This is a genomic window from Pseudomonas sp. MF6394, assembly GCF_002018845.1.
Classification (GTDB): Bacteria; Pseudomonadota; Gammaproteobacteria; order Pseudomonadales; family Pseudomonadaceae; genus Aquipseudomonas; species Aquipseudomonas lactis.
On sequence record NZ_MVOJ01000015.1, the window covers coordinates 104573 to 129490 of the forward strand.

Here is a 24918-nt window from a genome sequence, read left to right on the forward strand (position 1 = left end):
GGCTTAATCATGGAGATTAAACAACCCTGCGATATGGGGGCGCCCTTGGATTGCCCTGAAAAAACTATGGATCTTCAGGCTACCAGTGCCTATGCCCAACGGCAGCGTGTCCTAGCCGTGCTGATTGATCATCCCGCAAGCACCTTTGAGTTGCGAGATCGGTATAGCGTCATGATGCCAGCCGCTCGTGTGATTGAGTTGCGAGAGCAAGGGCACGAGATTTTGACCCAGCGTCGAAACCTCTCTGATCGCTTCGGCCGTATTCATCCGCGTGTTGCTGTTTACGTGTTGGTTCGATTGGCTCAACAAAAGGAGCTTGTGGCATGAATGCTCAGCAAATCACGCAAGTGAAAGCCCTTGCAGGCCTGTATCAAATGATCGGTAACGCCTCGTTGATCAGTGCTAACGATAACGACGATGCGCTCGCAATTAGCGTCTTCGTGGACGCTTTTGATCTTCTTAAGTCCGCCCCACTTGATGTGGTTGAGGTCAATCGACGTTATGTGGCTGCCTTCAATTCAGGCAAAGCGCTTGCCGGTCTGATTGAGGCTGAACGTGTGCAAATAATCGCCAGCTACCATGGGGGTTTGCAATGACTATCACTGCACAAAAGCTGTTGCCGGACGTTGATGAGGCTTTGCGATTCTTGGCGCTGTTAGACCCCGATTCGCAACCGCAAGATTGGCACTATCGAGCTATCCACCCGATGCAAGGGGCACGCAAGGCAAACTCTTTGTATGACTTGCAGGCGAAAAATATTGCTGGGTGGGGCGCATACGCTGTTGTGAATGCGGGAGGGCATGACGCCGCTAGCATTACCCGCGTCCGAGCCTTGTATGTGGACTTCGACATCATCGACGACCACCTCGATAGGTTGGCGGCTGTCCCATTTTCCCCGTCGATCATTGTCGAGTCGTCACCCGGTAAGCATCATGCCTATTGGTGCGTTGATGGCGTGCCGCTGAATGAGTTTGACGCCGCACAGCGCAAGTTGATTGCGCTAGTAGACAGTGACAAGAGCATTCACGACTTGCCGCGTGTAATGCGTCTGCCTGGGTTCAACCACACAAAAGCTCAGCCGGTAAGATCGAGCATTGTTCATGAGGGCGGTCAGCGTTACACGTGGGCTGAGTTCTCGGAATGGCTGGGCACGTTCAAGGAGCCACAACGAAGCGCCGCTAACGAATCTGGAGAGCGTGGCAGCAGTGATCACACAGAGCTGTTAGCTGAGTTATTGCAGGGTGAGAGCGTTCACGAAAATGCTTTGCGTATTGTTGGGCGATTGGTGGCAAAGGGTGCCGACGATCAACTGATTCATCTGGTTTTTTCTGCCGTAGCTCCTGAAGTGGCAAAACAACGAGGCGCAGAGCGTGCGTCGGCGCTATTGGGTGTAGAGCTGGCGGGAATGATTGAGGGGGCGCGCCGCAAAGGATATGCACCAGTCCCGTTACGGCTATATTCAGAAATCAGCGCGGACGTGAAATTACTCAGTGAAGAGAGCGAGTCGTCCGATATTGAAAGGCTCGTGGCAGAGGCTTCGTCCCGGAGCCCTATCGAGCGTGAACGACTGCTCAGAGTGATCAAGCAGCAAACGGGAATCGCCCTGGGCGCTTTGCGCGAGTTAAAGCCTGCTGCGAATGATGACGATCACGAGGATCATCTTGAGTTGGCTCAGCGTGTTTTGGCCTCTGTCGGGTCAGATAACATCCTGGCAACTGGGCCCTTGGTCTATGAGTGGCTGGAGCGTGGTGTCTGGAGGGTTGCTGAGGATCGAGCGGTAAAGCAGTTGGTTCAATCGGCGCTCGCACCACATACCGCGATTACAGCAAACGTGGTTAATAACGTGGCGGATGTTTTCAAAACCGATATTTATACCAAAGACCACGACTTCAACTTGGGTGACCCGGAGTCTGTGAATTGCCTGTCTGGGGCTCTGGTGCGGCATGATTTGACGGGTGAATGGGAGCTTGAGCCTCATAACAAGCTGGAGTATCGAACCACTCAAGTTCCAATTGAGTACCAGCCTGAAGCCGCTGCACCTCGCTTCTCTCAGTTTCTGGGTGAGATTTTCGAGCCTGACAGCGATGGTAAGGACAAGGCGCGGGCGCTGTTGGAAATGCTTGGGTATACGCTGATGACGCATTGCAGGCATGAGCGATTCATTATGCTCATCGGTGGTGGCAGCAACGGTAAATCCGTCCTGTTGTCGGTGCTGGAGGCGTTGCTAGGGTCTGAGAATGTATCCGGTGTGCAGCCTTCGCAGTTCGACCGTGCTTTTTCTCGTGCGCATCTGCATATGAAGCTAGCCAACATTGTTACCGAGATCCGGGAAGGTGAGATAATCGCTGACGCGGCGTTGAAGGGCATTGTGTCGGGCGAGCCTGCGACGGTTGAGCATAAGTTCCAGGACCCGTTTGTGATGCGCCCATATGCCACTTGCTGGTTTGGTACGAACCACATGCCGCACACGCGGGACTTTTCCGATGCCTTGTTCCGGCGTGCTCTGGTCATTCGCTTCAACAGGAAGTTCGACGCCAGCTTGGGCCAGACAGACCCGATGCTCAAAGAGAAGCTGCTAGCTGAGCTTCCCGGCATTCTCAACATGTCTTTGGCTGCTTATAGCGAGGCACTGGGGCGCGGGTTTACTGATCCTGAGAGTAGTCGCCAAGCTAAAGAGGAATGGCGCCTAGAGGCTGATCAGGTGGCCCAGTTCGTCGATGATGTGTGTGAGCGGAGCGCATTAGGGAAGGTCGGATCTCAAAAGCTGTATGACACGTTCACGAGTTGGGCGTCTGATCAGGGTATCGGTCAGAAGGTTAAGCAGAAATCTTTTGTAGATAGGTTGGAGCGGCTAGGCTTCGGGCGTACACGTGATCGACATGGGAAGTATGTAAGTGGCCTGGAGATTCGTCCAGGTTGGAGCATTCAACAGCAATAACAAGAAGGGGCCATCGCGGCCCCTTTTCTTTTGTGCAATGTGTGCCGCTTGTGCCGGGTTATCTGAGATACCCCAAACTTTCAAAAAAATATAAGTAGTGAAATATCAATATTTATTTTTCAGAAAGATAATGAATGTCGAAAAACCCGGCACACGCGGCACGCCATACATTCTTATCTAAATCCTGGCCGATATATCGCCACATAGATAGCTAGCTAAGCATATTTGGTGTTATTCCAGAGATGAATAGGCGTGTTTTTACTTGCGATATAATAAGCGGACTTAATTAATTATATGTAGGTAAATCAACATGGCTCGACAGCTTGTAAACGCTTCAGCTTCGCTTAGTCCTCGCGACTTGGAATCATTGGTTGGACTTCTTGAAGGTTTGACAAAAGACATTGCGTCTATCAAGTCGGACCTGGCTTTCCTTAAATCAGAAAATATTGAGGCTAATCGAAAGATTGTTAGCGATAAGTTTGGAGAAACAGTAGCTAAAGGGATGGGAAGCAATGCTCAGGCATTAGCAAAACTTGCGGCCCAACCTGCGCCAATCATTGAAAAGCTCACCCCTGACTTTAACGAGTACTTTTCCGGGAGAGCTTTCTAATGGCTGATGAAATCCGTAAGCCTGGGCGTCCTGTGGGCACCAGTAACCGCAATCTGCTGCAAAGCCTGCTGCACCGTATGGCTCTGATCGAGGCCAGCCTAGGGGTCATCATGGTTCGCCTGGAGGCCCGCGCATGAGCGCTGTCGAATTGATCGCCCAGCATGAACAGCAACTAATCGACGCCGAACTGTTGCTAGCGTCCCTCAATGAACAATGGGAGTCAGCTTGCCGAGCTGGTGAAGACGTGGCGGCGCTAGAGGATCAAATTGATACCACCGCCCGGCTAACCAAACGCCTAAACCTTCGCCTGGAAGCCCTGCACTTACAGGCCGAAGTCGAGGCGCAACAAGCGAAAGTGGATACCGCCACCGCGCAAGTCGCTGATGCAATCGCAGCTATCGAACGGCTAGTAAATCATCGCAAGGCTATTTCCGCTTTGGTCGCTAAGTTGAAGCCGTTGATCGAGGCTCATACCGATGAGTTCACCAAAGCTTTCAATTCAGCTCAGGAAGCCGGGCGCTATGTCACGCTTGCTGGTGTTCGTTCTGCGCTGGAGCAAATCACGGATCTGGACTTAGGTAATGTCAGCTCGCTGAACAATCTGATTGGCACTCGCCAGAACCTGGGCATGGGGCTGGCAACCGCTGGGCATATCTGATCTAGACGCCCGATCCTAATCCGGTCGGGCAATACCAGGAGTGCAGGACAATATGGTTCCTGAGGATGCAGTCGAGTTTGAAGATGACGATCAACCCAGCGACGAACAGCTACTTCTATGGGCAATCGAGGCCGCTGAATCTATGCCGCCCAGGCGCTGGCTAGCGAAACACGGAGGTTGGCTGACTTCGCACATGGGACACTGCAAGAGTGGACCGAAGAGCCGCTATAACGCGCTGGTGCGCGGCATTGCGCAGACTACTAAGCCGGTGCCAAACAGGGATGCCTCACCTTATCCAGGCGTGATGTGGGCCTAATATCTATAAAAAGGTGGCGTAGATGCCTGTTAGATTTCTAAATTTAACAATTTCCATGATTGTTCTTTAGGAATATATTCAAGTGTTGCTTGATATGGTGTCCTTGTTGTGGCTCCAAAACCATTTTGAGCATCTACGTAGGCTCTCACCTGAAACTTGCAGTTTCCTAGTGAGACTGATTGTATGGCACTGAATGACGGGAACTCAGCGGTACTTGGAGATTTTAAACGGCGCTCTACGAAGTCTCTAGATGTTAGGTATGCCAAGATAGAGTTGTTGCACATGTTGTGAGCGGTTTCAGCATCTTTTTCTTTCTTTTCTTGTGCGCGAACTTCTGCTCTATTTGAAATATTTTCAGGGCTGTTGTATATGAGCTTGACCCATCCTATCGATACTGCGAATAAGACTGCTAGGGCGCATAGGGTGATTATTACTTTGCGGCCATTATTTTGGTTTAATTGGTGCTGGAGATATATGAGAAGTGCGAAGCCAATGATCGCCAATGATATGGTCGTAGGGTTTAGCATATTCGACTCCAGTTACTAAAGTGGTCGTGACTGCTGCGTAGAAGACATTCCTGTCGAGCAAGAGTGCTAGGCAAGGCAGGAAACAGGAGTAATGGAGGAGGTGTCATTTTCGTCCCTGATTTTGCGTTTTTTCCCATTATAGCTCCGAGAATGGCTACGTGCCATCAATGAGGTCCCTCAAATTGTCAGGGAATAGGCACAGGCTGCATTCGTTGAGCAATTCGTTAAGAATTTTCGTCAAAAAACAAAAAAGGCCTACGCCGTTAAGCGTAAGCCTTTGTTTTGTGTGGTGGGCCCAGTAGGACTCGAACCTACGACCAAGGGATTATGAGTCCCCTGCTCTAACCAACTGAGCTATAGGCCCTCAGTAGGTCGCGGATTATAACGATGGTTTGTTCACTGTGCCATCCGAAAAATCCTCATGCCGTGTACGAAGGAAGCTGGCGGCAAAAAGCTCCGGCGGCAGGGGCAGGCTGACGATATAGCCTTGCATCTGTTCGCACCCTTCAGCCGCGAGGAATGCTTGTTGCGCCGGGGTTTCCACGCCTTCGGCGATGATGGTGAATTGCATGCTGTGGCCCAGGGCGATGATGGCGCGCACGATGGCTGCATCGTGAGGGTCGTCGGGCAAGCCGCGGACGAAGGATTGGTCGATCTTGAGGAAGTCCAGGGGCAGGCGTTTGAGGTAGCTGAGGGACGAGTAGCCGGTGCCGAAATCGTCGATCGCCAGCTGTACGCCCAGGCGCTTGAGTTGGTGCAACACCGCCAGTGCCTCTTCGGCTTGGCTCATGATGAAGTTTTCGGTGATTTCCAGTTGCAGGCAGCCGGGTTCGAGGCGGTAATCGCGCAGCAGTTGTTCGATGCGTAACAGCAGGTTGGGATGACGCAGTTGCGCGCCTGCGAGGTTGACCGACAGGGGGCCGAAGTCCTCGAAAGCCGCTTGCCAGGCGTGCAGCTGTCGGCAGGCCTGTTCCAGTACCCAGTCGCCGATTTGCAGGATCGTGCCGTTCTCTTCGGCCAGGGCGATAAAGTGCTCGGGCGGGACCTCGCCCAGCGTCGGGTGATGCCAGCGGATCAAGGCCTCTGCGCCGATCAGTTGTTGGGTGATCAGGCTGCGTTTGGGTTGGTAATACAGACTCAACTCTTCACGTTCGATGGCGCGGCGCAGTTCGTGCTCCAGCGCTACGCGTTCATTGGCTTGGGCAGTCAGGTCGCGGGTATAGCGCTCGACCCGGTTACGCCCCTTGGCTTTGGAGCGATACATTGCGGCGTCGGCATTTTTGACCAGGGTGGCCACGTCGGTGCCGTCCTGTGGATACAGGCTGGTGCCGATACTGGCGCTGATAAAGAACTCATGCTCGCCGGCCTGGAAGGGCGGGGTAAAGCAGTCGAGCAGTTTGTTCGCCAAGTGCTGGGCGTCGCTGGCCTGTTGCAAACCGGGCAGCAGGATGATGAATTCGTCGCCGCCCAAGCGAGCAACGGTATCCACGTCCCGCAACTGCTCCTTGAGGCGTACGGCGATGTCTTTGAGCAGCAGGTCGCCGACCGGGTGACCGAGGCTGTCGTTGATGTGTTTGAACCGGTCGAGGTCGAGAAACAGCACCGCGCCCTGCTTGCCACTTTCCTGCTGGCCGTTGAGGGCGGCTTGCAGCCGGTTTTCGAACAGCGTGCGATTGGGCAGGCCGGTCAATGGGTCGTGGTGGGCCTGATAGTCGAGGCGTGCCTGGGCCAGCTTGAGGCTGGAGATGTCGGCGAACACGGCAACGAAGTGCGTGACCAATTGTTCGCGGTTACGCACGGCGCTGATGGTCAGCCAACTCGGATACACCTCGCCGTTCTTGCGGCGGTTGGAAATCTCACCTTGCCAGTGGCCGTGGGTCGTCAACTGGTGCCACATCGCCGCATAGAACGCGCTGTCATGCAGGCCGGAGGCAAGCAGACGCGGGGTATGACCAAGGGCTTCACCCTCGCTATAGCCGGTTATCTCAGTGAAGGCGCGGTTGACGGCGCTGATGTTCTGCCGTGTGTCGGTGATCAAGACGCCTTCGGCGGTGCTTTCGAACACCGTGGCGGCCTGCTGCAGTTTTTCCTGCATTAACTGGCGTTCGGTGATGTCCCGGGCGATGGTCAGCATGCAATCTTCGTCGCCAATCGGCAGCGGGCGGCTGGACACTTCGCACAGGCGAATCTGGCCGTCGGCACGACGGATATGGCAGATGAAATCGCGGACAAAACCGTCGCGCTGCATCAATTCGAGCATGTGCTTGCGTTCGTTGAGGTCGACCCAGATGCCCAGGTCCAGGGCTGATTGGTCGAGTGAAGAGGCGCTGGTGAAGCCGGTCAGGTGGCTGAAACCCTCGTTTACTTCGATCAGCAGGCCGTCGCTCTGGCGGCTCAGCAGCAAGCCATCGGGGGAGGCATGGAAGGCTTTGGCAAACTTTTCTTCGGAGGTTTGCAGTCGCTGTTGGGTTTCCTTGAGCTGGGTGATGTCCCGCACCACCACCACCAAGGCTTCGGTGGTGTCGAGTTGGAACGGCTCGGCTGAGATCAGCCCGGTAAAGGCCTGGCCATTGCTGCGCAGAAAGGGCATTTCCAGGTTGCGGATGCTGGTGGTCTGTACTCGTTGCAGCAAATCCGGGCCGCCCCCTTGAATGCCCCATATATTCAGGTCGGGGGCGGTTTTGCCCACCACCTCGTCGGCGCGTAGACCAATCTGGTCCTCGAATGCCTTGTTGACCTCCAGCAAGCAGCCATCAGACAACCGGGCAATCACCAGAATGTCGGGGCACTGCTGAAACACCGAGGCAAATTTCTGCTCGGACAGTTGCAGGGCTTCTTCGGTGCGCTTGGCTTCGCTGATGTCGATCATCAGGCCGCGCAGCACCGGTTCATGGCCGTGTTCGATCAGGCTGACAATGTCACGTACCCACAGGCAGCGGCCATCAGCGGTGATGACTCGGTAATCAATACTGTGATCGCGGTTTGCACGGGTTTCCCGATAGCAATAGGCCTCGGCGCGAGTCAGGTCGGCGGGGTGGATGATGTTGCGCCAGAAACCTGGAATCAGCCAATGAGCGCGGGGATAGCCGAGCAGGTCTTCGGCATGGGGTGACACGTAGCTGTAGGTGAAATCGCTGATGCTTGCTTCCCAGGCGATGGCGGACAAGCTCTCCACCAGGCCGCGATAGTGGTACTCGCTGCTTCGCAGTTCTTGCTCAAGGGCGACCCGGCGGGAAATTTCCGAGCTGAGCCGGCGATTGATCCGAATGACGATTGCCAGCACCGTACTCAATAGCAGCACCGCTGGCAGGCCGTACGTCAGCAGGTCAGCCCAGAAGGTGCGGTGATCGGTGAAACTACCGACCCAGTGTTGTTGGATCGCATCAGTTTCGGCTGAGCTGAGGTCGGCGAGGACTTTGTCCAGGATGCCCACCAGGATTTTTTCATCCCGCGGCACGCCCATTGCCAGTTGGTAGCGGTAGGGCGTTTCGCCGCTGACGTACAGGCCGTCGAGCTTGAGTTGGCGCAGGCTCCAGACGCTGGAGGCCAGGTCGCCGACTACGGCATCCACTTCATCGGTGGCCAGGGCTTGCAGCGTCGAACTGACGTTGGGCATCGCCACCAGATTCAGGTCCGGATGGTGGGTACGCAGCAGTTCATGGGGCGCGTAGTTTTCCACCAAGGCAATTTTCAGCCCGTACAAATCCTTGAGGCTGCGTGGTTTTGCGCCGCCTTCATGGGCCAGGATGACAATGGGGAAGTCGAGATAGGGGCGTGTAAAGGCCAGGAAATTCTGGCGTTCGGGGGTGGACATGATGCCAGGCAGCAGGTCGAGCTGGTTATTGCGGGCTTGTTCAAGCACCGCGGTCCAGTTAACTGGTTCGATCAGTTTGATTCGAACGCCCAGACGGTCTTGGAGTAAGCGTACGTAATCGGCAGCCAGGCCCTGATATCGGCCATTTTCATCGCGATATTCAAACGGAGGCCAGGACGCGTCCACGCCGAGGCGCAGCTCCTGATGGTCCGCCAACCAGCTACGCTCATCATCCGTAAGAGTCAACGCGCCAGCCGTTGCGGTCCAGGTCAGCAGCGACAGCAGTATCACGGTCGGCAATCTGGGCATAACGGTCTCGTTATGGCACGGGGAATGTCTCGAGTGTAGACGGGCATTGCGGGGGCGGGGTGATGCGGGGCAGTAAATCTGTGGAAAGCGGTCGGTAGAAAGCAAAACCCCCGGCCTGGGCCGGGGGTTCTGGTATCACTCGTCGAGGAAGGAGCGCAGATGCTCGCTTCGCGTCGGGTGGCGCAACTTGCGCAGCGCCTTGGCTTCGATCTGGCGGATCCGCTCGCGGGTCACGTCAAACTGCTTACCGACTTCCTCAAGGGTGTGGTCGGTATTCATGTCGATGCCGAAACGCATGCGCAGTACCTTGGCTTCACGGGCAGTGAGGCCGGACAGTACGTCGCGAGTCGCTTCTTTCAAGCTCTCAACAGTGGCGACATCAATTGGCGACTGCATGGTCGAGTCTTCGATGAAGTCACCCAGATGGGAGTCTTCGTCATCACCAATCGGCGTTTCCATGGAGATCGGCTCTTTAGCGATCTTCAATACCTTACGGATTTTATCCTCAGGCATTTCCATGCGTTCGCCCAGCTCTTCCGGGGTCGGTTCGCGACCCATTTCCTGCAACATCTGCCGGGAAATGCGGTTGAGCTTGTTGATGGTCTCGATCATGTGCACCGGAATACGGATGGTGCGGGCCTGGTCAGCGATCGAGCGAGTGATCGCCTGACGGATCCACCAGGTGGCATAAGTCGAGAACTTGTAGCCGCGACGGTATTCGAACTTGTCCACCGCCTTCATCAAGCCGATGTTGCCTTCCTGGATCAGATCAAGGAATTGCAGGCCACGGTTGGTGTACTTCTTGGCGATGGAGATCACCAGACGCAAGTTCGCTTCAACCATCTCTTTCTTCGCGCGGCGGGCCTTGGCCTCACCGATCGACATGCGACGGTTGATGTCTTTGATTTCCGCAATCGTCAGGCCGGTTTCGGTCTCAAGCGCGGTCAGCTTCTGCTGGCAACGGATGATATCGGGCTGCAGGCGACCAATGGCCTCGGCGTATTTCGCCTTGCCCTTGGCCAGTGCGTCGCTCCAGCTTTCGTCAACTTCGTTGCCCGGGAACTGGCGCAGGAAATCGGTACGCGGCATGCGCGCATCACGCACACAGAGCTGCATGATCGCACGCTCTTGGGCACGCAGGCGCTCAAGGGCACTGCGAACACGCTCAACCAGGCCTTCGAACTGCTTGGGCACCAGCTTGATCGGCATGAACAGCTCAGCCAGGGCCACCAGCTCGGCAATCGCCTGCTTGTTGCCACGACCGTGCTTTTTCAGGGCCTTGCGGGTGATTTCCATTTGATCGGAAACCGCACCGAAGCGCTGGGCAGCGATAACCGGGTCTGGACCGCTTTCGGCTTCTTCTTCGTCGTCGCTGCTTTCAGCTTCGTCGTCGTCGGTGTCGTCGTCCGCTTTTGCGGCTTTCGCATCAACAGGCGGCGGCACTTCGGCGGCAGGCGGCGCAATGCCGTCGTCCGGGTCGATATAACCGCTCAGGACGTCGGACAGGCGGCCACCTTCGGTGGTGACGCGGGTGTATTCGGAGAGAATGTGGTCAACCGTGCCAGGGAAGTGCGCAATAGCGCCCATCACTTCACGGATGCCCTCTTCGATACGCTTGGCGATTTCGATTTCGCCTTCGCGTGTCAGCAGCTCGACGGTACCCATTTCGCGCATATACATGCGCACCGGGTCTGTCGTGCGGCCGATATCGGTCTCTACTGCAGCCAGCGCGGCAGCAGCTTCCTCAGCGGCGGCCTCGTCGGTATCAGCGTCGGCCAGCATAAGGGAATCCTTATCTGGCGCGACTTCGAATACGTTGATCCCCATGTCGTTAATCATGCGGATGATGTCTTCCACCTGCTCAGGATCTGAAATATCCTCAGGCAGGTGGTCGTTGACCTCCGCGTAAGTCAGGTAACCCTGCTCACGACCAAGAAGTATCAACTCTTTGATACGAGACTGCTGTTGCGCTTTTCCGGACATAACACCCTATCCACTGAAGGTCTTGGCGGGCAAAAAACAAGCCGAGGATTATACCCGAGCTATGACCTCACACGCCAGCTGAGGTCGGGTTTGATGCGTAAACATTCTGTTTTAAGAGGTCGCGCATCTGTTTTGCTATCTGAATTTGCTCTTCAGCCGATAATCCCGGCTGCCTCGCTCTCTTGATAAGTTCATCGAGGGTCTGAGTGTGTTGACCCGCGGATAACCTATTAATGGTGTCTAAAAACTGTTGTTCAAGGTTGTCGCCGTCAATTAGCCACTCCTTTTCCGCCAGTGCCCGCAATAAACGGCCCTGTTCCGTGCCATGCCAGCGAGCCATCAACTGAATTGAGTTTAGCTTAGGGTTTTTCTGCACGGCTTCGATCAGTGCGATAAGTACCTGAGCGTAGGTGTTGCTCTCGTTGGCAAAGTGGTCGGCACTTTCAACCTTGCCGGCCAATTGCGGGTGGTGAATCAGTGTGCGCAGTGCAATCAGTGTGGGGGCTTCCACCGCTACGGGTGTGCGTGGCGCGTAGGCTTCATCGCGATCACCGCGTTTGCCGTTTTTGCTCCAGGGCTTTTTGTCCCACTTCTTGCCGCCGGCGCCCGGCTTCTTCGGCGTCCATTCCTGCTGGGGCGCGAAGGCCTCCTGAGGTTGATGAAAGTCAGCGTAGTCCGGCATGGCGTCGTAATCCATGCCGGGGTCGTAGGCTGGCGGCGCATCCTGCGGGGCGCTGTGCACCAGCTGGCTTACGGCTTCGCCGCTCAAACCGGTGATCTCCAGCAGGCGCTGACGCATCAGTGTGCGCAAGTTGGCGCCCGGGACTTTATCGATCAGGGGCGCCGCGAGGGTGGCCATATGGGCCTTGCCTTCGAGGGAGCGCGGGTCGGCCTCTTCGGTCAGTTGCTGAAAAAAATAATCCGCCAGCGGCTGCGCATGTTGATTGATGCGTGCGCGGAACGCGTCGGTACCTTCCGAACGCACCAGGGTGTCCGGGTCTTCGCCTTCGGGCAGGAACAGGAAGCGAGCGCGACGCCCATCCTGCAGGCTCGACAGCGTGGCTTCGAGCGCGCGCCAGGCGGCGTTGCGGCCAGCCTGGTCGCCGTCGAAGCAAAACAGCACGCTGGGCACGACGCGAAACAGGCGCTTCAAATGTTCTTCGCTGGTGGCGGTGCCGAGGGTGGCGACCGCGTTGCGCAGGCCTTGTTGGGCGAGGGCGATCACGTCCATATAGCCTTCAACCACAATGATCTCGTCGAGGTTGCGGTTGTTCTTGCGCGCTTCGAACAGGCCGTAGAGTTCCTGGCCCTTGTGGAACACCGGGGTCTCCGGAGAGTTCAGGTACTTGGGCTTGTCGTCCCCGAGCACGCGGCCGCCAAAGGCGATGATACGGCCACGGCTGTCGCGTATCGGGAACATCACGCGGTCGCGGAAGCGGTCATAGCGCTTGCCGGTCTCGGCGTTTTCCACCAGCAGGCCGGCATCGATCATGGCCTTTTGCTGGAGGGTGTCGCTGCTCAGGTGCTTATACAGGTTGTCCCAGCCCGGCGGGGCGAAGCCGAGACCAAAATCCCGAGCGATTTCGCCGGTGAGGCCGCGCCCTTTGAGGTAATCGACAGCGGCCTTGCGCTGCGGATGGCTCTTGAGTGCCTGGCGGTAAAAGTCGGCAGCGGCGGTCAGTAGCGGGTACAGCGGCGAATCGGTGGGTTGCCGGGGTTTGTGCGGGCGACCACTTTCTTCGCGGGGCACTTCCATGCCGGCGGCTTTCGCCAGGTCCTCGACAGCCTGGGGGAAGTCCAGGTTGTCGTGGTCCATCAGGAAGCCCAGGGCGTTCCCGCCTGCGCCGCAACCGAAGCAGTAATAAAACTGTTTGTCGGGGCTGACGCTGAACGATGGGGTTTTTTCTTTATGGAAAGGGCAGCAGGCGGTGTAGTTTTTGCCAGCTTTTTTCAGCTGTACGCGTGAGCTGACAACATCGACGATGTCGGTGCGGTTCAGAAGGTCGTCAATAAAGCTCTGGGGAATCAGCCCGGCCATGGCGTTCTCGTCATCACTGCGTGTAAATGAGGGCCCGTGACGTGTTCAAGCGCACGTATGGCGTGCTTGATCATCATCGTCTGCATGGGTCATCAGGAAGTGTATCTGCCGAATATTCACTGAGGGTAGTTTCTGATCAGTCTTCGGCATGGAAATGTTGCCCGGGCGTCCGGTCTTGGCCAATGGCGGCCTCGGAAACGCATCGATGGGCACAGCCGACACGGTTGATCGTCTGTTTGAAGAATAGGTGTGCTCGTCAGTAGCCTTGTTAGGCTCGTCAGAAGAGACGTGCACCGCTGGCAAAAGAGCCAGCCCTGACGTGTGAAGCAGTGTCTCGGTCGCGTGTGCGGCGTCGACGGTGAAGCATCAAGCGATATCCGCAAATGCCAACAGCCCGGCTGAGGGCCGGGCTTGGCAGAAGCTTGCTACGAACGTCTGTGTATTAGTACAGACGAACGGCGCGGCGCTGTTCGCGCTGAACTTTCTTAGCGTGACGCTTAACAGCGGCTGCTGCTTTGCGCTTACGCTCAGAAGTTGGCTTCTCATAAAATTCGCGGCTACGAACTTCAGCCAGAACACCGGCTTTTTCGCAGGAGCGCTTGAAACGACGCAGAGCTACGTCGAAGGGTTCGTTCTCTTTTACTTTGACGGCTGGCATCCAGAGCTACCTTCTTTCATTACCGGGAATCAACGTTCTCGTCGCAAAAAATTCGCGGCTGAGGTCGTCGGTTTTTAAGGGTTGCGGATGTTAACCCCTCATTGCCCGGAATGCAAAGCCTCTGATCGAAAACCGCTAGTCGGGAGGGGGAGTGGCGACTATTATGCGCGCCTTCGAATTCAGCCTCTACAAGGCGCAAACCCATGCTAGTACTGGGACTTGAAACCTCCTGCGACGAAACCGGAGTCGCACTATACGACAGTGAACGCGGGCTTTTGGCCGATGCACTGTTCAGTCAGATCGACCTGCATCGCGCCTATGGCGGCGTGGTGCCGGAGCTTGCCAGCCGCGATCACGTCAAGCGCATGCTGCCGCTGATCCGCCAAGTGCTGGATGAAGCCGGCTGTGTGGCAACCGAGATCGATGCCATCGCTTACACCGCAGGCCCTGGATTGGTCGGAGCCCTGCTGGTTGGGGCCTCTTGTGCCCAGGCGCTGGCCTTTGCCTGGGGTATTCCTGCCCTTGGCGTGCACCATATGGAAGGCCATTTATTGGCGCCCATGCTGGAAAAAACACCGCCAGAGTTCCCGTTCGTCGCTTTGTTGGTTTCGGGGGGGCATACGCAGCTGGTTCAGGTGGATGGGATCGGCCAATACACGCTGTTGGGCGAGTCGCTGGACGATGCTGCCGGCGAAGCGTTCGACAAAACCGCGAAGATGATGGGGCTTAATTATCCTGGCGGTCCGGAAATCGCTCGCCTGGCTGAGAACGGCGTTGCCGGTCGCTACACCTTCCCGCGGCCGATGTGTGATCGTCCTGGCTTGATGTTCAGTTTCAGCGGCTTGAAAACCTCTGCCTTGAACACCTGGCAGCAGAGCGTCAGCGCCGGGGACGACGGCCAACAAGCCCGTTGCGACATCGCGCTGGCGTTCCAGCAGGCTGTGGTGGAGACTTTGACCATCAAGTGCAAGCGCGCCCTGAAACAGGCGGGCATGAAGCGGCTGGTGATCGCAGGTGGCGTCAGTGCCAACAAGGCGTTGCGCAGTTCCCTGGAAAAGATGCTCGGCGACATGAATGGCAATGTGTTCTACGCACGCCCTGAGTTCTGCACTGACAACGGCGCGATGATCGCCTACGCCGGTTGCCAGCGCTTGCAGGCCGGGCAGCACGAAAGCCTGGCGATCAGCGTGCAGGCGCGCTGGCCGATGGAACAATTGCCGCCGTTGTAAGGTTCAAGGGCGCCGGGCCCAGGCGGGGTATTTAAAAATGCCGTTCGCGCCCGGCAAACAGGTCGCGTAGATTGCCGCGGTGACGCCAGACGATCAGCAGTGTCAGTACGCTCATCGGCACCAGTGCTTGCGGTTCCTGCCAGGCCAGCAGCGGTAGGGTCAGTGGCGTAGCAATCAGCGCGGCCAGCGAGCTGGTGCGGGTCAGGTAGAACGTCAGTAGCCAGGCGAGCATGGCCAGTAACGCCGCAGGGGGGTAAATGCCCAGCAGCATGCCGGCCGCCGTGGCGACGCCCTTGCCGCCGCGAAAGCGGAAGTACAACGGGAACAGGTGGCCCAAGACGGCACATAGGCCCACCCAGGCTTGCTGTTGCAAGCTAAGGCCGACGAGGCTGGCGATCAGCACGGGCAGCAGGCCCTTGCACAGGTCGCCCAGCAAGGTCAGGACGGCGAGTTTCTTGCCGGCCAGGCGCAACATATTGGTGGCGCCGGCATTGCCTGAGCCACTCATTCGCGGGTCGGGATTTCCCGTCAAGCGGCTGAGCAAAATGGCGAAGGACAGCGAGCCGAGCAGGTAGGCGAAAATCGCCAGTGACCAAAACATGCTAACTATTCCGGGCGAGGACGCCCTGATTCTAACGGGGCATCGCGCCCTTGTCGTGCTGCGGAGAAAAGTGCTTGGACAGAGTGTTTATCGAAGGCCTGGAAGTCGACACCGTGATCGGGGCTTACGACTGGGAGCGCGGAATCCGGCAATGCCTGCGCCTGGACCTGAGCTTCGCCTGGGATAATCGCCCAGCCGCGGCCGGTGATGACCTGACCCTGGCACTGGATTACGCCAGGGTGTCTGCGCGTATCCAGGCCTTTGCCGAGCAGTCCCAGTACCAGCTGGTGGAAACCTTTGCCGAGCGCCTGGCCGAAGTGCTGATGAGTGAATTCCAGATTCCCTGGCTGCACCTCAAGTTGACCAAGCCCGGCGCGGTACCGGCTGCCAAGGGCGTGGGCGTGGAGATCGAGCGCGGATGTCGTTGACTCAGGTTTACCTCGGGCTTGGCAGCAATATCGAGCGCGAGGCTCGTTTATGCGCCGGCTTGGATGCGTTGGCGGGCTTTTTGACGGATATGCGCTGTTCAGCGGTGTTCGAAAGCCAGCCGGTGGGTATCAAGAGCGGGCCGTTTTTCAATCTGGTGGTGTCGGCTTATACCGACCTGCCGTTGATGGAATTGGATCGCCGCTTGAAATCCATCGAGGCCGACAATGGCCGCTACGCGCCCGACCGCAAAGGCCTGCCGCTGGATATCGATGTGTTGTTGTATGGCGATCTGGTGGGCGATTTTGATGGCTTGGTCCTACCGCGAGCCGAAATTCTGAAAAACGCCTTTGTGTTGTGGCCGCTGTCGATGATGGCGCCGCAGCGTATGCATCCTGAGGCCGGCAAGACGATGGCCCAGTTGTGGCGAGACGCGCAGATTGATCAGGTGCTGGCACCTGTGGCGTTCGAGTGGCAGGGGCAGCCACTCACGCCGCTAGCTCTTTTGTAGGCGCCGAGCTTGCTCGCGAAAAACCTGAGGGCGCTGCGTCATCGTTGAGGTTCTTCGCGAGCAAGCTCGCTCCTACAGGGGCTTTTGCTGTTCCTTGTAGGCTTTCAATGCGTTTAGTCGTTCGCGCTTGAGCGCCTCGCCCAGTTCGGGGCCTTTGAAGCCTTTTTCCAGCAGTGGCGCTACCGGCACTTCGCGTGCGGCCTTTGCCGCTGCGCGCAAATAATCGGCCTGTGGATAACTGCGTTGCTCAAAACCCTGGCGGCCCCGAGCGTCCATTTCGCAGGCCGCCACGAACTCTTCAAAGCGTTGCGGCCGACGGTACACGTCGAAGCTTTGCAGCAACTCCAGCAATGTCGAGGCCTTGAGCTCCAGCGCACGATGCCCATGGGTATGATATTGCCCCACCAGCAGGGCCAACTCCTGGCAATCCTTCGGCACCTTGAAACGCTCGTTCACCGCTTTGATCAGCTTCAGGCCGCGTTGCTCGTGGGCAATATGCTGCGGCAACTTATCCACAGGCGTCAGGCCTTTGCCCAAATCATGCAGCAGGCAGGCCCAGCGCACGCTCAGCGGTTGCTTGTGCAGGGCGGCCTGCTCCAGCACGCTCAAGGTGTGCACGCCGGTGTCTATTTCCGGGTGATGCGCTGCGGGCTGCGGCACGCCGAACAGCGCATTCACTTCCGGCATCAAGGTTTTCAGCGCGTCGCAGTCACGCAGCACTTGGATGAATACCTGGGGTTGAGCTTCCATCAGCGCCCGTGAGATTTCCTTCCAGCTGCGCTCGGGGGTAAGGGCCTCCAGCTCGCCGGACTCACTGAGTTGGCGCATTAACGCCAGGGTCTCAGGGGCGACTGTGAAGCCCAGAGGCGCATAGCGCGCGGCGAAGCGTGCAACGCGCAAGACGCGGAGGGGATCTTCGGCGAACGCGGGAGAAACATGCCGCAATATACGCGCTTCAAGGTCGCGTTGGCCGTGGTAAGGGTCGGTCAGATTACCTTCGTCGTCCTCCGCCATGGCATTGATGGTCAGGTCACGCCGGATCAGGTCTTCTTCCAGCGTAACGTCGGGGCTCGCATGGAATATAAAGCCGCCGTAACCCCGGCCATTCTTGCGTTCGGTGCGAGCGAGGGCGTATTCGTCACCGTTCTTCGGGTCGAGAAATACCGGGAAATCAGCGCCCACCGGTTTATAACCTTTGGCGAGCATCTCTTCGGCCGTCGCGCCAACGACGACGCGGTCTATATCGGTGACCTCGATGCCCAGAAGGCGATCACGTACGGCGCCGCCGACTTTGTAGATTTTCATGAAAAAGCCTCCATTAGCGGCACAGGATAACGCCTGAGCCTGGCCAATGGAGGCTTTGCTGTTTCAGAGATGAACGACGGCCATGTCCAAGCGGCCGTAGTCGTTGTCGTTATGATCGCTGCGCGGTGGCACATGGTGGGTTTTCATCACCTGGTCGCCCTGCAGGGTTTCCAGATGAATATCAAAACCCCAGAGCCGATGCAGGTGCTTGAGCACTTCCTCGGTGGATTCGCCCAAGGGTTTGCGGTCGTGCTGCTGGTGACGCAGGGTCAGCGAACGGTCGCCACGCACGTCGATGCTGTAGATCTGCACGTTAGGCTCGCGGTTACCCAGGTTGTATTGCGCGGCCAGGGTTTCGCGAATGATGCGGTAGCCGGGTTCGTCGTGGATGGCAGGCACCACCAGGTCATCCTTGAGGTCGTCGTCCAGGATGCTGAACAGCTTGAGGTCGCGAATCACCTGGGGCGACAGGTACTGCAGGATAAAACTCTCATCCTTGAAGCTGCTCATCGCGAACTTGATGGTCGATAGCCAGTCGCTGCCGGCGATTTCCGGGAACCAGCGGCGGTCTTCCTCTGTGGGGTGCTCGCACATACGGCGAATATCGCGATACATGGCAAAACCCAGCGCATAGGGGTTGATGCCGTTGTAATACGGGCTATCGAAGCCTGGTTGGAAGACCACGCTGGTGTGGGACGTGAGGAACTCCATCATAAAGCCGTCAGTGACCAGGCCTTCGTCGTACAGGTCGTTCATCAGGGTGTAATGCCAGAAGGTAGCCCAGCCTTCGTTCATCACCTGGGTTTGGCGCTGGGGATAAAAATATTGCGCGATCTTGCGTACGATGCGCACGATTTCACGCTGCCAGGGTTCCAGCAGCGGTGCGTGTTTTTCCAGGAAGTACAGGATGTTTTCCTGCGGTTCGGCGGGGAAGCGTGCATTGTCCTTGTCGCTGTTCTTGTCGGCGCGCTTGGGGATGGTGCGCCACAGGTCGTTGATCTGTTTCTGCAGGTGCTCCTCGCGTTCCTTCTGGCGCAGGCGCTCCTCTTCGGCAGAAATAGGATAGGGGCGCTTATAGCGATCGACCCCGTAATTCATCAGCGCATGGCAGGAGTCCAACAGGTCTTCCACCGCATCGATACCGTGGCGCTCCTCGCACTGCATGATGTATTGCTTGGCGAACACCAGGTAATCGATGATCGAACTGGCATCGGTCCAGGTGCGAAACAGGTAATTGCCCTTGAAGAAACTGTTATGCCCATAGCAGGCATGGGCCACTACCAGCGCCTGCATGCAGATGGTGTTTTCTTCCATCAGGTACGCGATGCACGGGTCGGAGTTGATCACGATCTCGTAGGCTAGGCCCATCTGGCCCCGGGTGTAGGACTTCTCGGTACTAAGGAAGTGTTTCCCGTAGGACCAATGGTGATAGCCCAGGGGCATGCCCACCGAGGCATAGGCATCCATCATCTGTTCAGCGGTGATGACTTCTATCTGGTTGGGGTAGGTGTCCAGGGCATAACCCGCCGCGATACGGCTGATTTCCCGGTCATAGGCCTGGATCAGTTCAAAGGTCCACTCGGAGCCGGTGGAAATGGGTTGGCGCTTGTTCTCTTTTTTGGCGGTCATGTCACTAACCTGCGCTGGAAGAGTTCACGGAAGACCGGGTAGATATCGCCGGCCGAGACCAGTTGCTGCTGGGCGAACGTATCGGCAAAGGCTTCGCCGATGCGCTCGTATTCGAACCACAGGGCCTGGTGCTCACGGGGGGTGATTTCGACGTAAGTGTAGTACTGCACAAACGGCATGATCTGGTTGATCAAAATATCCCGGCAGATCGGCGAGTCGTCGTTCCAGTTATCGCCGTCGGAGGCTTGGGCGGCGTAGATGTTCCACTCGTTGGCGGGGTAGCGCTCGGCCATGATCTCCTGCATCAGCTTCAGTGCACTGGAAACGATGGTGCCGCCGGTCTCCCGCGAGTAGAAAAACTCCTCTTCGTCCACTTCCCGGGCGCTGGTGTGATGGCGGATGAACACGACGTCGATCTTGTCATAGTTCCGTTTCAGAAACAGGTACAGCAGGATAAAGAAGCGCTTGGCGATGTCCTTGGTGGCCTGGGTCATGGAGCCGGAAACGTCCATCAGGCAGAACATCACCGCCTTGGAGCTGGGGTTGGGTTGCTTGACCAGCAGGTTGTACTTCAAGTCAAAGGTATCGAGGAACGGCACGCGGTGAATACGCGCGCTGAGTTTTTCGATTTCGGCCTCAATTTCCTGGATATCGCCGAAGTTGTCGGGCTCTTCGCGCTTCAAACGTGCCAACTCTTCCTTGGCCTGCTTGAGTTTGGCGCGGCTGCTACCGGACAGGGCGATGCGCCGTGCATGGGCTGAGCGCAGGGTGCGGATGATGTTGATGCGCGAAGGGTTGCCCTCGTTGCTGATGCCTGCGCGTACGGTCTTGAAGGTGTCGGTGCCGGTGAGGTTGCGCTTGACCAGGTTGGGCAGTTCCAGGTCTTCGAACATGAATTCGAGAAATTCTTCCTGGGTGATCTGGAACACGAATTCATCCATGCCTTCGCCAGAGTTGCCGGCCTTGCCCGGGCCTTTGCCGCCGCCGCCGCCTTGTGGGCGCTGGATATGTTCGCCGGTGGTGAATTCCTTGTTGCCGGGGTGTACCACGGTCTGTTTGCCGCCGCGACCATGGTGAAGCACCGGTTCATCGATGTCCCTGCCGGGAATGCTGATTTGTTCGCCATGCTCCATGTCGGTGATGGAACGGCGGCTGACGGCCTCTTCTACCGCCTTTTTGATGTGGTCACGGTAGCGCCGCAGGAAACGCTGACGGTTTACCGTGCTCTTGTTCTTGCCATTGAGGCGTCGGTCGATCACATAGCTCATAGGGAGCCCTCCGGGCAGCTTCACGTTACAAGCTTCAAGCCGCGAGCTGGAAGCTTAGGGACAAGCGGTCGCATGCCAGGCCGGATGCCTGGCAGTGCGCGCTTGCCGCTGCCTTACTGCGATTTGCGAACCCGCAGGTACCACTCGGAGAGCAGCCGTACCTGTTTGTCGGTGTAGCCTCGCTCGACCATGCGTGTGACGAAGTCGTTGTGTTTTTGCTGATCCTCCTTGCTGGCCTTGGCGTTGAAGCTGATAACGGGCAGCAGGTCCTCGGTGTTGGAGAACATTTTCTTCTCGATGACCACCCGCAGCTTCTCGTAGCTGAGCCAAGTGGGGTTCTTGCCGTTGTTGTTGGCACGGGCACGCAGTACGAAGTTGACGATTTCGTTGCGGAAATCCTTCGGATTGCTGATGCCGGCGGGTTTCTCGATCTTTTCCAGCTCTTCGTTGAGGGCCACGCGGTTGAGGATTTCGCCGGTTTCCGGGTCGCGGTATTCCTGGTCCTGGATCCAGAAGTCGGCGTACAGCACGTAGCGGTCGAAGATGTTCTGGCCGTACTCGCTGTACGACTCCAGGTAAGCGGTCTGGATTTCCTTGCCGATAAACTCGATGTAGCGCGGCGCCAGGTATTCCTTGAGGAAGCGCAGGTAGCGCTCACGGGTTTCGGCTTGGAACTGCTCCTGTTCAATCTGCTGCTCAAGCACATAGAGCAAGTGCACCGGGTTGGCGGCGATCTCGTGAGGGTCGAAGTTGAAAACTTTGGACAGGATCTTGAACGCAAAGCGCGTCGACAGACCGTTCATGCCCTCGTCCACACCGGCTGTGTCACGGTACTCCTGGATCGACTTGGCCTTGGGATCGGTGTCCTTGAGGTTTTCGCCATCGTAGACGCGCATCTTCGAATAGATATTGGAGTTCTCCGGCTCCTTGAGGCGCGACAGCACAGTGAACTGGGCAAGCATCTTCAAGGTGTCGGGCGCGCAATGGGCCTTGGCCAGGGAACTGTTGAACAGCAGTTTGTCGTAGATCTTGATTTCGTCGCTGACCCGCAGGCAGTACGGCACCTTGACGATATAGATCCGGTCGATGAAGGCTTCGTTGTTCTTGTTGTTGCGGAAGGTATGCCATTCCGATTCGTTGGAGTGGGCCAGCAGGATCCCGGTAAACGGAATCGCCCCCAGGCCTTCAGTACTGTTGTAGTTGCCTTCCTGGGTAGCGGTGAGCAGTGGGTGCAGCACCTTGATCGGTGCCTTGAACATCTCCACGAACTCCATCAGGCCCTGGTTGGCCCGGCACAATGCGCCCGAATAGCTGTAGGCATCGGCATCGTTCTGCGGGAATTCTTCCAGTTTGCGGATATCGACCTTACCCACCAGTGCCGAAATGTCCTGGTTGTTTTCATCGCCGGGTTCGGTCTTGGCCACGCCGATCTGGTTGAGGATCGACGGGTAGAGTTTCACCACGCGGAACTGGCTGATATCACCACCGAACTCGGCCAGGCGCTTGGTGGCCCAGGGCGACATGATGGTGTTGAGGTAGCGCCGCGGTATGCCAAAGTCTTCCTCCAGGATTGCGCCATCTTCCGTGGCGTTGAACAGGCCCAGGGGCGACTCGAAGACGGGCGAGCCCTTGATCGCATAGAAGGGCACCTTCTCGATCAATTGCTTGAGCTTTTCCGCCAGGGACGACTTGCCGCCGCCGACCGGGCCGAGCAGATAGAGGATCTGCTTCTTCTCTTCCAGGCCTTGGGCGGCATGGCGGAAGTAGGAAACGATCTGGTCGATGCATTCTTCCATCCCATGGAAGTCTTCAAAGGCCGGATAGCGGCGGATCACCTTGTTGGAAAATATCCGCGACAGGCGCGAATTATTGGCGGTTTCCACCAGTTCTGGCTCGCCAATCGCCAGTAGCAGGCGTTCGGCGGCAGAGGCGTAGGTGCTGCGGTCCTGTTTGCACAGCTCGAGATACTCCTGAAGCGTGAGTTCTTCCTGCTGTGTGGACGCGAAGCGTTGTTGGAAGTGGCTAAAGATACTCATGACGTCGTCACCTCGCTCGATACGTGGAGCCGACGCCGGATCAATCAGTCGATGCTGGCAGTCATTGACGCACGCCAATGGCTGTTTTCCCCCCAGAACACCCTGAAACGCTACCGATGACCCGTACGCCGGTGTACCGGCTCTCCCCTGATTCGGATGGCCTGCGCTTAAGGATAGTTCGGAATCCGGGAGGTCAAGGCGCGATGCGCAATTAGTTTGGCTGCGCCGTTCGTCAGAAACGGCGCAAGCCCAAGCGTCACGCGGGGTAGCGGGGTGTGAAAAAAATTATTGCGAATCGCCTGAAGAAATTTCCGCAGGAAAGGTCGCACGCCACAGCTCAAACCCGCCGTCCAGGCTATAGACGTCGGAGAAACCCTGGCTGATCAGATACGCGGCTGCGCTCTGGCTGGAATTGCCGTGGTAGCAGGCGACGATCAGCGGCGCATCGAGGTCAGCGGCGCGGATGAAGTCGGCGATGTTGACGTTGTCCAAATGCTGGGCGCCGGTGATGTGAGCGGCGGCATAAGTAGGCTGGTCGCGGATGTCGACGACTACAGCACCTTGCTCACGCAGGGCCTGGGCTTCTTGGGGAGGGATACGTTTGAATTCGGTCATGGCGGGCTCCTAGGGCTTGGCGGCGGCCGTCTGGGTAATGGAAAGGGGCGATTCGCACTGGCAGTCGAGACGTTCGCCCGTGTCGATGTTCATCAGGGTCATGGCACCGCCCCACACGCAACCGGTGTCGAGGGCGAACACGCCGGGCTCATCGCATTTGCCTTCCAGCGCGGCCCAGTGGCCAAAGATGATCTTTGTGTCACGGGTCTTGCGTTCCTTGTAGGCGAACCAGGGCTTGTAGCCGGGGAGGGCGGTGTCGGCGCCTTCCTTGCTTTTGAGGTCCAGTTTGCCTTCGGCCGTGCAGAAGCGCATCCGTGTGAAGTAGTTGGTGATGACTCGCAGGCGGGCCACGCCCGTGAGGTCGTTGTCCCACTTCACCGGGTCGTTGCCGTACATGCCGTCGAGGTAAGCGGTGTACAGGTTGTCATCGGCCAACGCAGTTTCAACTTCGGCAGCGCATTTGAGGGCTTTTTTCAACGTCCACTGGGGCGGGATGCCGGCATGCACCAAGGCCATGTTGCGGTCCTCATCGTAGTGCATGAGTTTTTGCCGGCGCAGCCAGTCGAGCAGTTGAGCGCGGTCTGGGGCTTCGAGGATTTCCCGCAGGGTGTCGCCTTTTTTGAGGCGTTCGATGTTGTTGCCGGCCGCAAGCAAGTGCAGGTCATGGTTGCCCAGCACGCAGACCAGAGAATCACGCAGGCTATAGAGGTAGCGCAGGGTTTCCAGGGACTGCGGGCCGCGGTTGACCAAGTCGCCTACCAGCCACAGGCGATCATTTGCCGGGTCGAAGGCTACGCGCTCCAGCAGGCGCTTGAGAGGGTCCAGGCAGCCTTGCAGGTCGCCGACCGCGTACGTCGCCATCAGTGCAGGGCTCCTGGTACGGCCAGGCGGAAGGGCTTGATGATTGCATCGAACAGTTGGCCGTCGGTGGCCTTCATCTGATACGAGCCCTGCATGGTGCCGACCTTGGAAGTCATCACCGTGCCGCTGCTATAAGTGTGGCTGGTGCCGGCGTCGATCAATGGCTGTTGGCCGACAACGCCTGCCCCGCGCACTTCCTCAACCTGGCCGTCGCCATCGGTGATGATCCAGTGGCGCGACAGCAGCTTGGCCGGCACCAGCCCGTTGTTCTTCACTGTAATGGTGTAGGCAAAGGCGAATCGGTTATGTTCGGGTTGCGATTGGTCCGCCAGGAAGCGGGTGACGACGCTGACGTCGATCTGATAGCGAGGATCGGACATGCAAGAGGCCTTAAAAGCGAAGGACAGCAGATGCGGGTCAGTCTAGGCCAAGAGGAGGGCACTAGGCCAGACATGCTGTCTGGGCTCTTGAAACGCGGTTAAACCTGTGGGAGCGGGCTTGCTCGCGAATGCGGTGTATCAGTTGACGAAAATGTTGACTGACGCACCGCATTCGCGAGCAAGCCCGCTCCCACATTGGAGGGTGT

At 57.5% G+C, this 24918-nt stretch carries 22 protein-coding genes and 1 tRNA gene; 9 read left to right on the plus strand and 14 right to left on the minus strand.

The window, feature by feature from the left end:
• Positions 1-9: 9 nt before the first annotated feature.
• The 6 genes from MF6394_RS17170 to MF6394_RS17190 all read left to right on the plus strand — a co-directional run bounded on the left by MF6394_RS17170 (position 10) and on the right by MF6394_RS17190 (position 4206).
• On the plus strand, positions 10-327 hold the full coding sequence (locus MF6394_RS17170) for a helix-turn-helix domain-containing protein (protein WP_232527651.1): 318 nt from the start codon (positions 10-12) through the stop codon (positions 325-327).
• Entirely contained in the window at positions 324-596 is a 273-nt protein-coding gene (locus MF6394_RS17175; RefSeq protein WP_078467125.1) for a hypothetical protein, read from the plus strand. Before MF6394_RS17170 ends, MF6394_RS17175 begins: the two co-directional genes overlap by 4 nt.
• Complete coding sequence (locus MF6394_RS17180; RefSeq protein ID WP_078467126.1) at positions 593-2938, plus strand: phage/plasmid primase, P4 family; 2346 nt, start codon at positions 593-595, stop codon at positions 2936-2938. Before MF6394_RS17175 ends, MF6394_RS17180 begins: the two co-directional genes overlap by 4 nt.
• Before the next feature lie 310 nt (positions 2939-3248).
• Positions 3249-3548 carry a hypothetical protein gene (locus MF6394_RS17185; RefSeq protein WP_078467127.1) on the plus strand — a complete coding sequence of 100 codons (300 nt, stop codon included), beginning with the start codon at positions 3249-3251 and terminating at the stop codon, positions 3546-3548.
• Positions 3548-3685: a hypothetical protein gene (locus MF6394_RS34165; RefSeq protein WP_161952167.1), complete on the plus strand. Its 138-nt coding sequence runs from the start codon at positions 3548-3550 to the stop codon at positions 3683-3685. Before MF6394_RS17185 ends, MF6394_RS34165 begins: the two co-directional genes overlap by 1 nt.
• Positions 3682-4206: a hypothetical protein gene (locus MF6394_RS17190; protein ID WP_078467128.1), complete on the plus strand. Its 525-nt coding sequence runs from the start codon at positions 3682-3684 to the stop codon at positions 4204-4206. The genes MF6394_RS34165 and MF6394_RS17190 overlap by 4 nt, the downstream gene beginning before the upstream one ends.
• A 345-nt stretch (positions 4207-4551) precedes the next feature.
• On the opposite strand, the gene MF6394_RS33880 is transcribed toward MF6394_RS17190, so the two are convergent.
• The 6 genes from MF6394_RS33880 to rpsU all read right to left on the minus strand — a co-directional run bounded on the left by MF6394_RS33880 (position 4552) and on the right by rpsU (position 13851).
• Positions 4552-5049, minus strand: a complete 498-nt coding sequence (locus tag MF6394_RS33880; RefSeq protein ID WP_127881594.1) for a hypothetical protein — start codon at positions 5047-5049, stop codon at positions 4552-4554.
• A gap of 287 nt (positions 5050-5336) precedes the next feature.
• A tRNA-Ile gene (locus MF6394_RS17200) sits at positions 5337-5413 on the minus strand.
• 15 nt (positions 5414-5428) lie between these two features.
• Complete coding sequence (locus tag MF6394_RS17205) at positions 5429-9172, minus strand: bifunctional diguanylate cyclase/phosphodiesterase (RefSeq protein WP_078467130.1); 3744 nt, start codon at positions 9170-9172, stop codon at positions 5429-5431.
• Between the two features lie 135 nt (positions 9173-9307).
• Positions 9308-11155: an RNA polymerase sigma factor RpoD gene (gene rpoD, locus MF6394_RS17210; RefSeq protein ID WP_003194751.1), complete on the minus strand. Its 1848-nt coding sequence runs from the start codon at positions 11153-11155 to the stop codon at positions 9308-9310.
• A 67-nt stretch (positions 11156-11222) separates the two neighbouring features.
• On the minus strand, positions 11223-13193 hold the full coding sequence (dnaG, locus tag MF6394_RS17215) for a DNA primase (RefSeq protein WP_032895025.1): 1971 nt from the start codon (positions 13191-13193) through the stop codon (positions 11223-11225).
• A 442-nt stretch (positions 13194-13635) separates the two neighbouring features.
• Positions 13636-13851, minus strand: coding sequence for a 30S ribosomal protein S21 (gene rpsU, locus MF6394_RS17220; protein WP_002551877.1), 216 nt, complete (start codon positions 13849-13851; stop codon positions 13636-13638).
• Positions 13852-14054: 203 nt separating this feature from the next.
• On the opposite strand from rpsU, the gene tsaD reads away from it, so the two are divergent.
• Complete coding sequence (gene tsaD, locus MF6394_RS17225) at positions 14055-15080, plus strand: tRNA (adenosine(37)-N6)-threonylcarbamoyltransferase complex transferase subunit TsaD (protein WP_003194748.1); 1026 nt, start codon at positions 14055-14057, stop codon at positions 15078-15080.
• Between the two features lie 31 nt (positions 15081-15111).
• Here tsaD and plsY read toward each other — a convergent pair whose 3' ends face one another.
• Positions 15112-15681: a glycerol-3-phosphate 1-O-acyltransferase PlsY gene (gene plsY, locus MF6394_RS17230; RefSeq protein WP_032895027.1), complete on the minus strand. Its 570-nt coding sequence runs from the start codon at positions 15679-15681 to the stop codon at positions 15112-15114.
• 74 nt (positions 15682-15755) lie between these two features.
• Between plsY and folB the strand changes: the two genes are divergently transcribed.
• Together folB and folK are read left to right on the plus strand one after the other, a co-directional pair.
• Positions 15756-16109 (plus strand): dihydroneopterin aldolase, encoded by a 354-nt coding sequence (gene folB / locus MF6394_RS17235; protein ID WP_032895029.1) that lies wholly within the window; start codon positions 15756-15758, stop codon positions 16107-16109.
• The gene (folK, locus tag MF6394_RS17240) at positions 16100-16618 is read left to right on the plus strand and encodes a 2-amino-4-hydroxy-6-hydroxymethyldihydropteridine diphosphokinase (protein WP_044269459.1); all 519 of its coding nucleotides are present in this window, start codon (positions 16100-16102) and stop codon (positions 16616-16618) included. The genes folB and folK overlap by 10 nt, the downstream gene beginning before the upstream one ends.
• Before the next feature lie 72 nt (positions 16619-16690).
• On the opposite strand, the gene MF6394_RS17245 is transcribed toward folK, so the two are convergent.
• The 7 genes from MF6394_RS17245 to apaG all read right to left on the minus strand — a co-directional run bounded on the left by MF6394_RS17245 (position 16691) and on the right by apaG (position 24712).
• Positions 16691-17923 (minus strand): multifunctional CCA addition/repair protein, encoded by a 1233-nt coding sequence (locus tag MF6394_RS17245; RefSeq protein WP_044269457.1) that lies wholly within the window; start codon positions 17921-17923, stop codon positions 16691-16693.
• A 63-nt stretch (positions 17924-17986) separates the two neighbouring features.
• Positions 17987-19552, minus strand: a complete 1566-nt coding sequence (locus tag MF6394_RS17250) for a SpoVR family protein (protein ID WP_003194736.1) — start codon at positions 19550-19552, stop codon at positions 17987-17989.
• Positions 19549-20820 (minus strand): YeaH/YhbH family protein, encoded by a 1272-nt coding sequence (locus MF6394_RS17255; RefSeq protein WP_003194735.1) that lies wholly within the window; start codon positions 20818-20820, stop codon positions 19549-19551. The genes MF6394_RS17250 and MF6394_RS17255 overlap by 4 nt, the downstream gene beginning before the upstream one ends.
• A gap of 113 nt (positions 20821-20933) precedes the next feature.
• On the minus strand, positions 20934-22856 hold the full coding sequence (locus tag MF6394_RS17260; RefSeq protein ID WP_003194732.1) for a PrkA family serine protein kinase: 1923 nt from the start codon (positions 22854-22856) through the stop codon (positions 20934-20936).
• A gap of 285 nt (positions 22857-23141) precedes the next feature.
• A complete protein-coding gene (gene glpE, locus MF6394_RS17265; protein WP_032895035.1) occupies positions 23142-23471 on the minus strand; it encodes a thiosulfate sulfurtransferase GlpE in 330 nt (109 codons plus the stop codon).
• 9 nt (positions 23472-23480) lie between these two features.
• Complete coding sequence (locus MF6394_RS17270; RefSeq protein WP_078467131.1) at positions 23481-24332, minus strand: symmetrical bis(5'-nucleosyl)-tetraphosphatase; 852 nt, start codon at positions 24330-24332, stop codon at positions 23481-23483.
• Positions 24332-24712 (minus strand): Co2+/Mg2+ efflux protein ApaG, encoded by a 381-nt coding sequence (gene apaG / locus MF6394_RS17275; RefSeq protein ID WP_044269452.1) that lies wholly within the window; start codon positions 24710-24712, stop codon positions 24332-24334. Before apaG ends, MF6394_RS17270 begins: the two co-directional genes overlap by 1 nt.
• Positions 24713-24918: the final 206 nt, after the last annotated feature.

Coding starts and splice junctions, on each gene's coding strand:
- MF6394_RS17170 (WP_232527651.1), top strand. CDS start 10: ATGGAGATTAAACAACCCTGCGATATGGGGGCGCCCTTGGATTGCCCT.
- MF6394_RS17175 (WP_078467125.1), top strand. CDS start 324: ATGAATGCTCAGCAAATCACGCAAGTGAAAGCCCTTGCAGGCCTGTAT.
- MF6394_RS17180 (WP_078467126.1), top strand. CDS start 593: ATGACTATCACTGCACAAAAGCTGTTGCCGGACGTTGATGAGGCTTTG.
- MF6394_RS17185 (WP_078467127.1), top strand. CDS start 3,249: ATGGCTCGACAGCTTGTAAACGCTTCAGCTTCGCTTAGTCCTCGCGAC.
- MF6394_RS34165 (WP_161952167.1), top strand. CDS start 3,548: ATGGCTGATGAAATCCGTAAGCCTGGGCGTCCTGTGGGCACCAGTAAC.
- MF6394_RS17190 (WP_078467128.1), top strand. CDS start 3,682: ATGAGCGCTGTCGAATTGATCGCCCAGCATGAACAGCAACTAATCGAC.
- MF6394_RS33880 (WP_127881594.1), bottom strand. CDS start 5,049: ATGCTAAACCCTACGACCATATCATTGGCGATCATTGGCTTCGCACTT.
- MF6394_RS17205 (WP_078467130.1), bottom strand. CDS start 9,172: ATGCCCAGATTGCCGACCGTGATACTGCTGTCGCTGCTGACCTGGACC.
- rpoD (WP_003194751.1), bottom strand. CDS start 11,155: ATGTCCGGAAAAGCGCAACAGCAGTCTCGTATCAAAGAGTTGATACTT.
- dnaG (WP_032895025.1), bottom strand. CDS start 13,193: ATGGCCGGGCTGATTCCCCAGAGCTTTATTGACGACCTTCTGAACCGC.
- rpsU (WP_002551877.1), bottom strand. CDS start 13,851: ATGCCAGCCGTCAAAGTAAAAGAGAACGAACCCTTCGACGTAGCTCTG.
- tsaD (WP_003194748.1), top strand. CDS start 14,055: ATGCTAGTACTGGGACTTGAAACCTCCTGCGACGAAACCGGAGTCGCA.
- plsY (WP_032895027.1), bottom strand. CDS start 15,681: ATGTTTTGGTCACTGGCGATTTTCGCCTACCTGCTCGGCTCGCTGTCC.
- folK (WP_044269459.1), top strand. CDS start 16,100: ATGTCGTTGACTCAGGTTTACCTCGGGCTTGGCAGCAATATCGAGCGC.
- MF6394_RS17245 (WP_044269457.1), bottom strand. CDS start 17,923: ATGAAAATCTACAAAGTCGGCGGCGCCGTACGTGATCGCCTTCTGGGC.
- MF6394_RS17250 (WP_003194736.1), bottom strand. CDS start 19,552: ATGACCGCCAAAAAAGAGAACAAGCGCCAACCCATTTCCACCGGCTCC.
- MF6394_RS17255 (WP_003194735.1), bottom strand. CDS start 20,820: ATGAGCTATGTGATCGACCGACGCCTCAATGGCAAGAACAAGAGCACG.
- MF6394_RS17260 (WP_003194732.1), bottom strand. CDS start 22,856: ATGAGTATCTTTAGCCACTTCCAACAACGCTTCGCGTCCACACAGCAG.
- glpE (WP_032895035.1), bottom strand. CDS start 23,471: ATGACCGAATTCAAACGTATCCCTCCCCAAGAAGCCCAGGCCCTGCGT.
- MF6394_RS17270 (WP_078467131.1), bottom strand. CDS start 24,332: ATGGCGACGTACGCGGTCGGCGACCTGCAAGGCTGCCTGGACCCTCTC.
- apaG (WP_044269452.1), bottom strand. CDS start 24,712: ATGTCCGATCCTCGCTATCAGATCGACGTCAGCGTCGTCACCCGCTTC.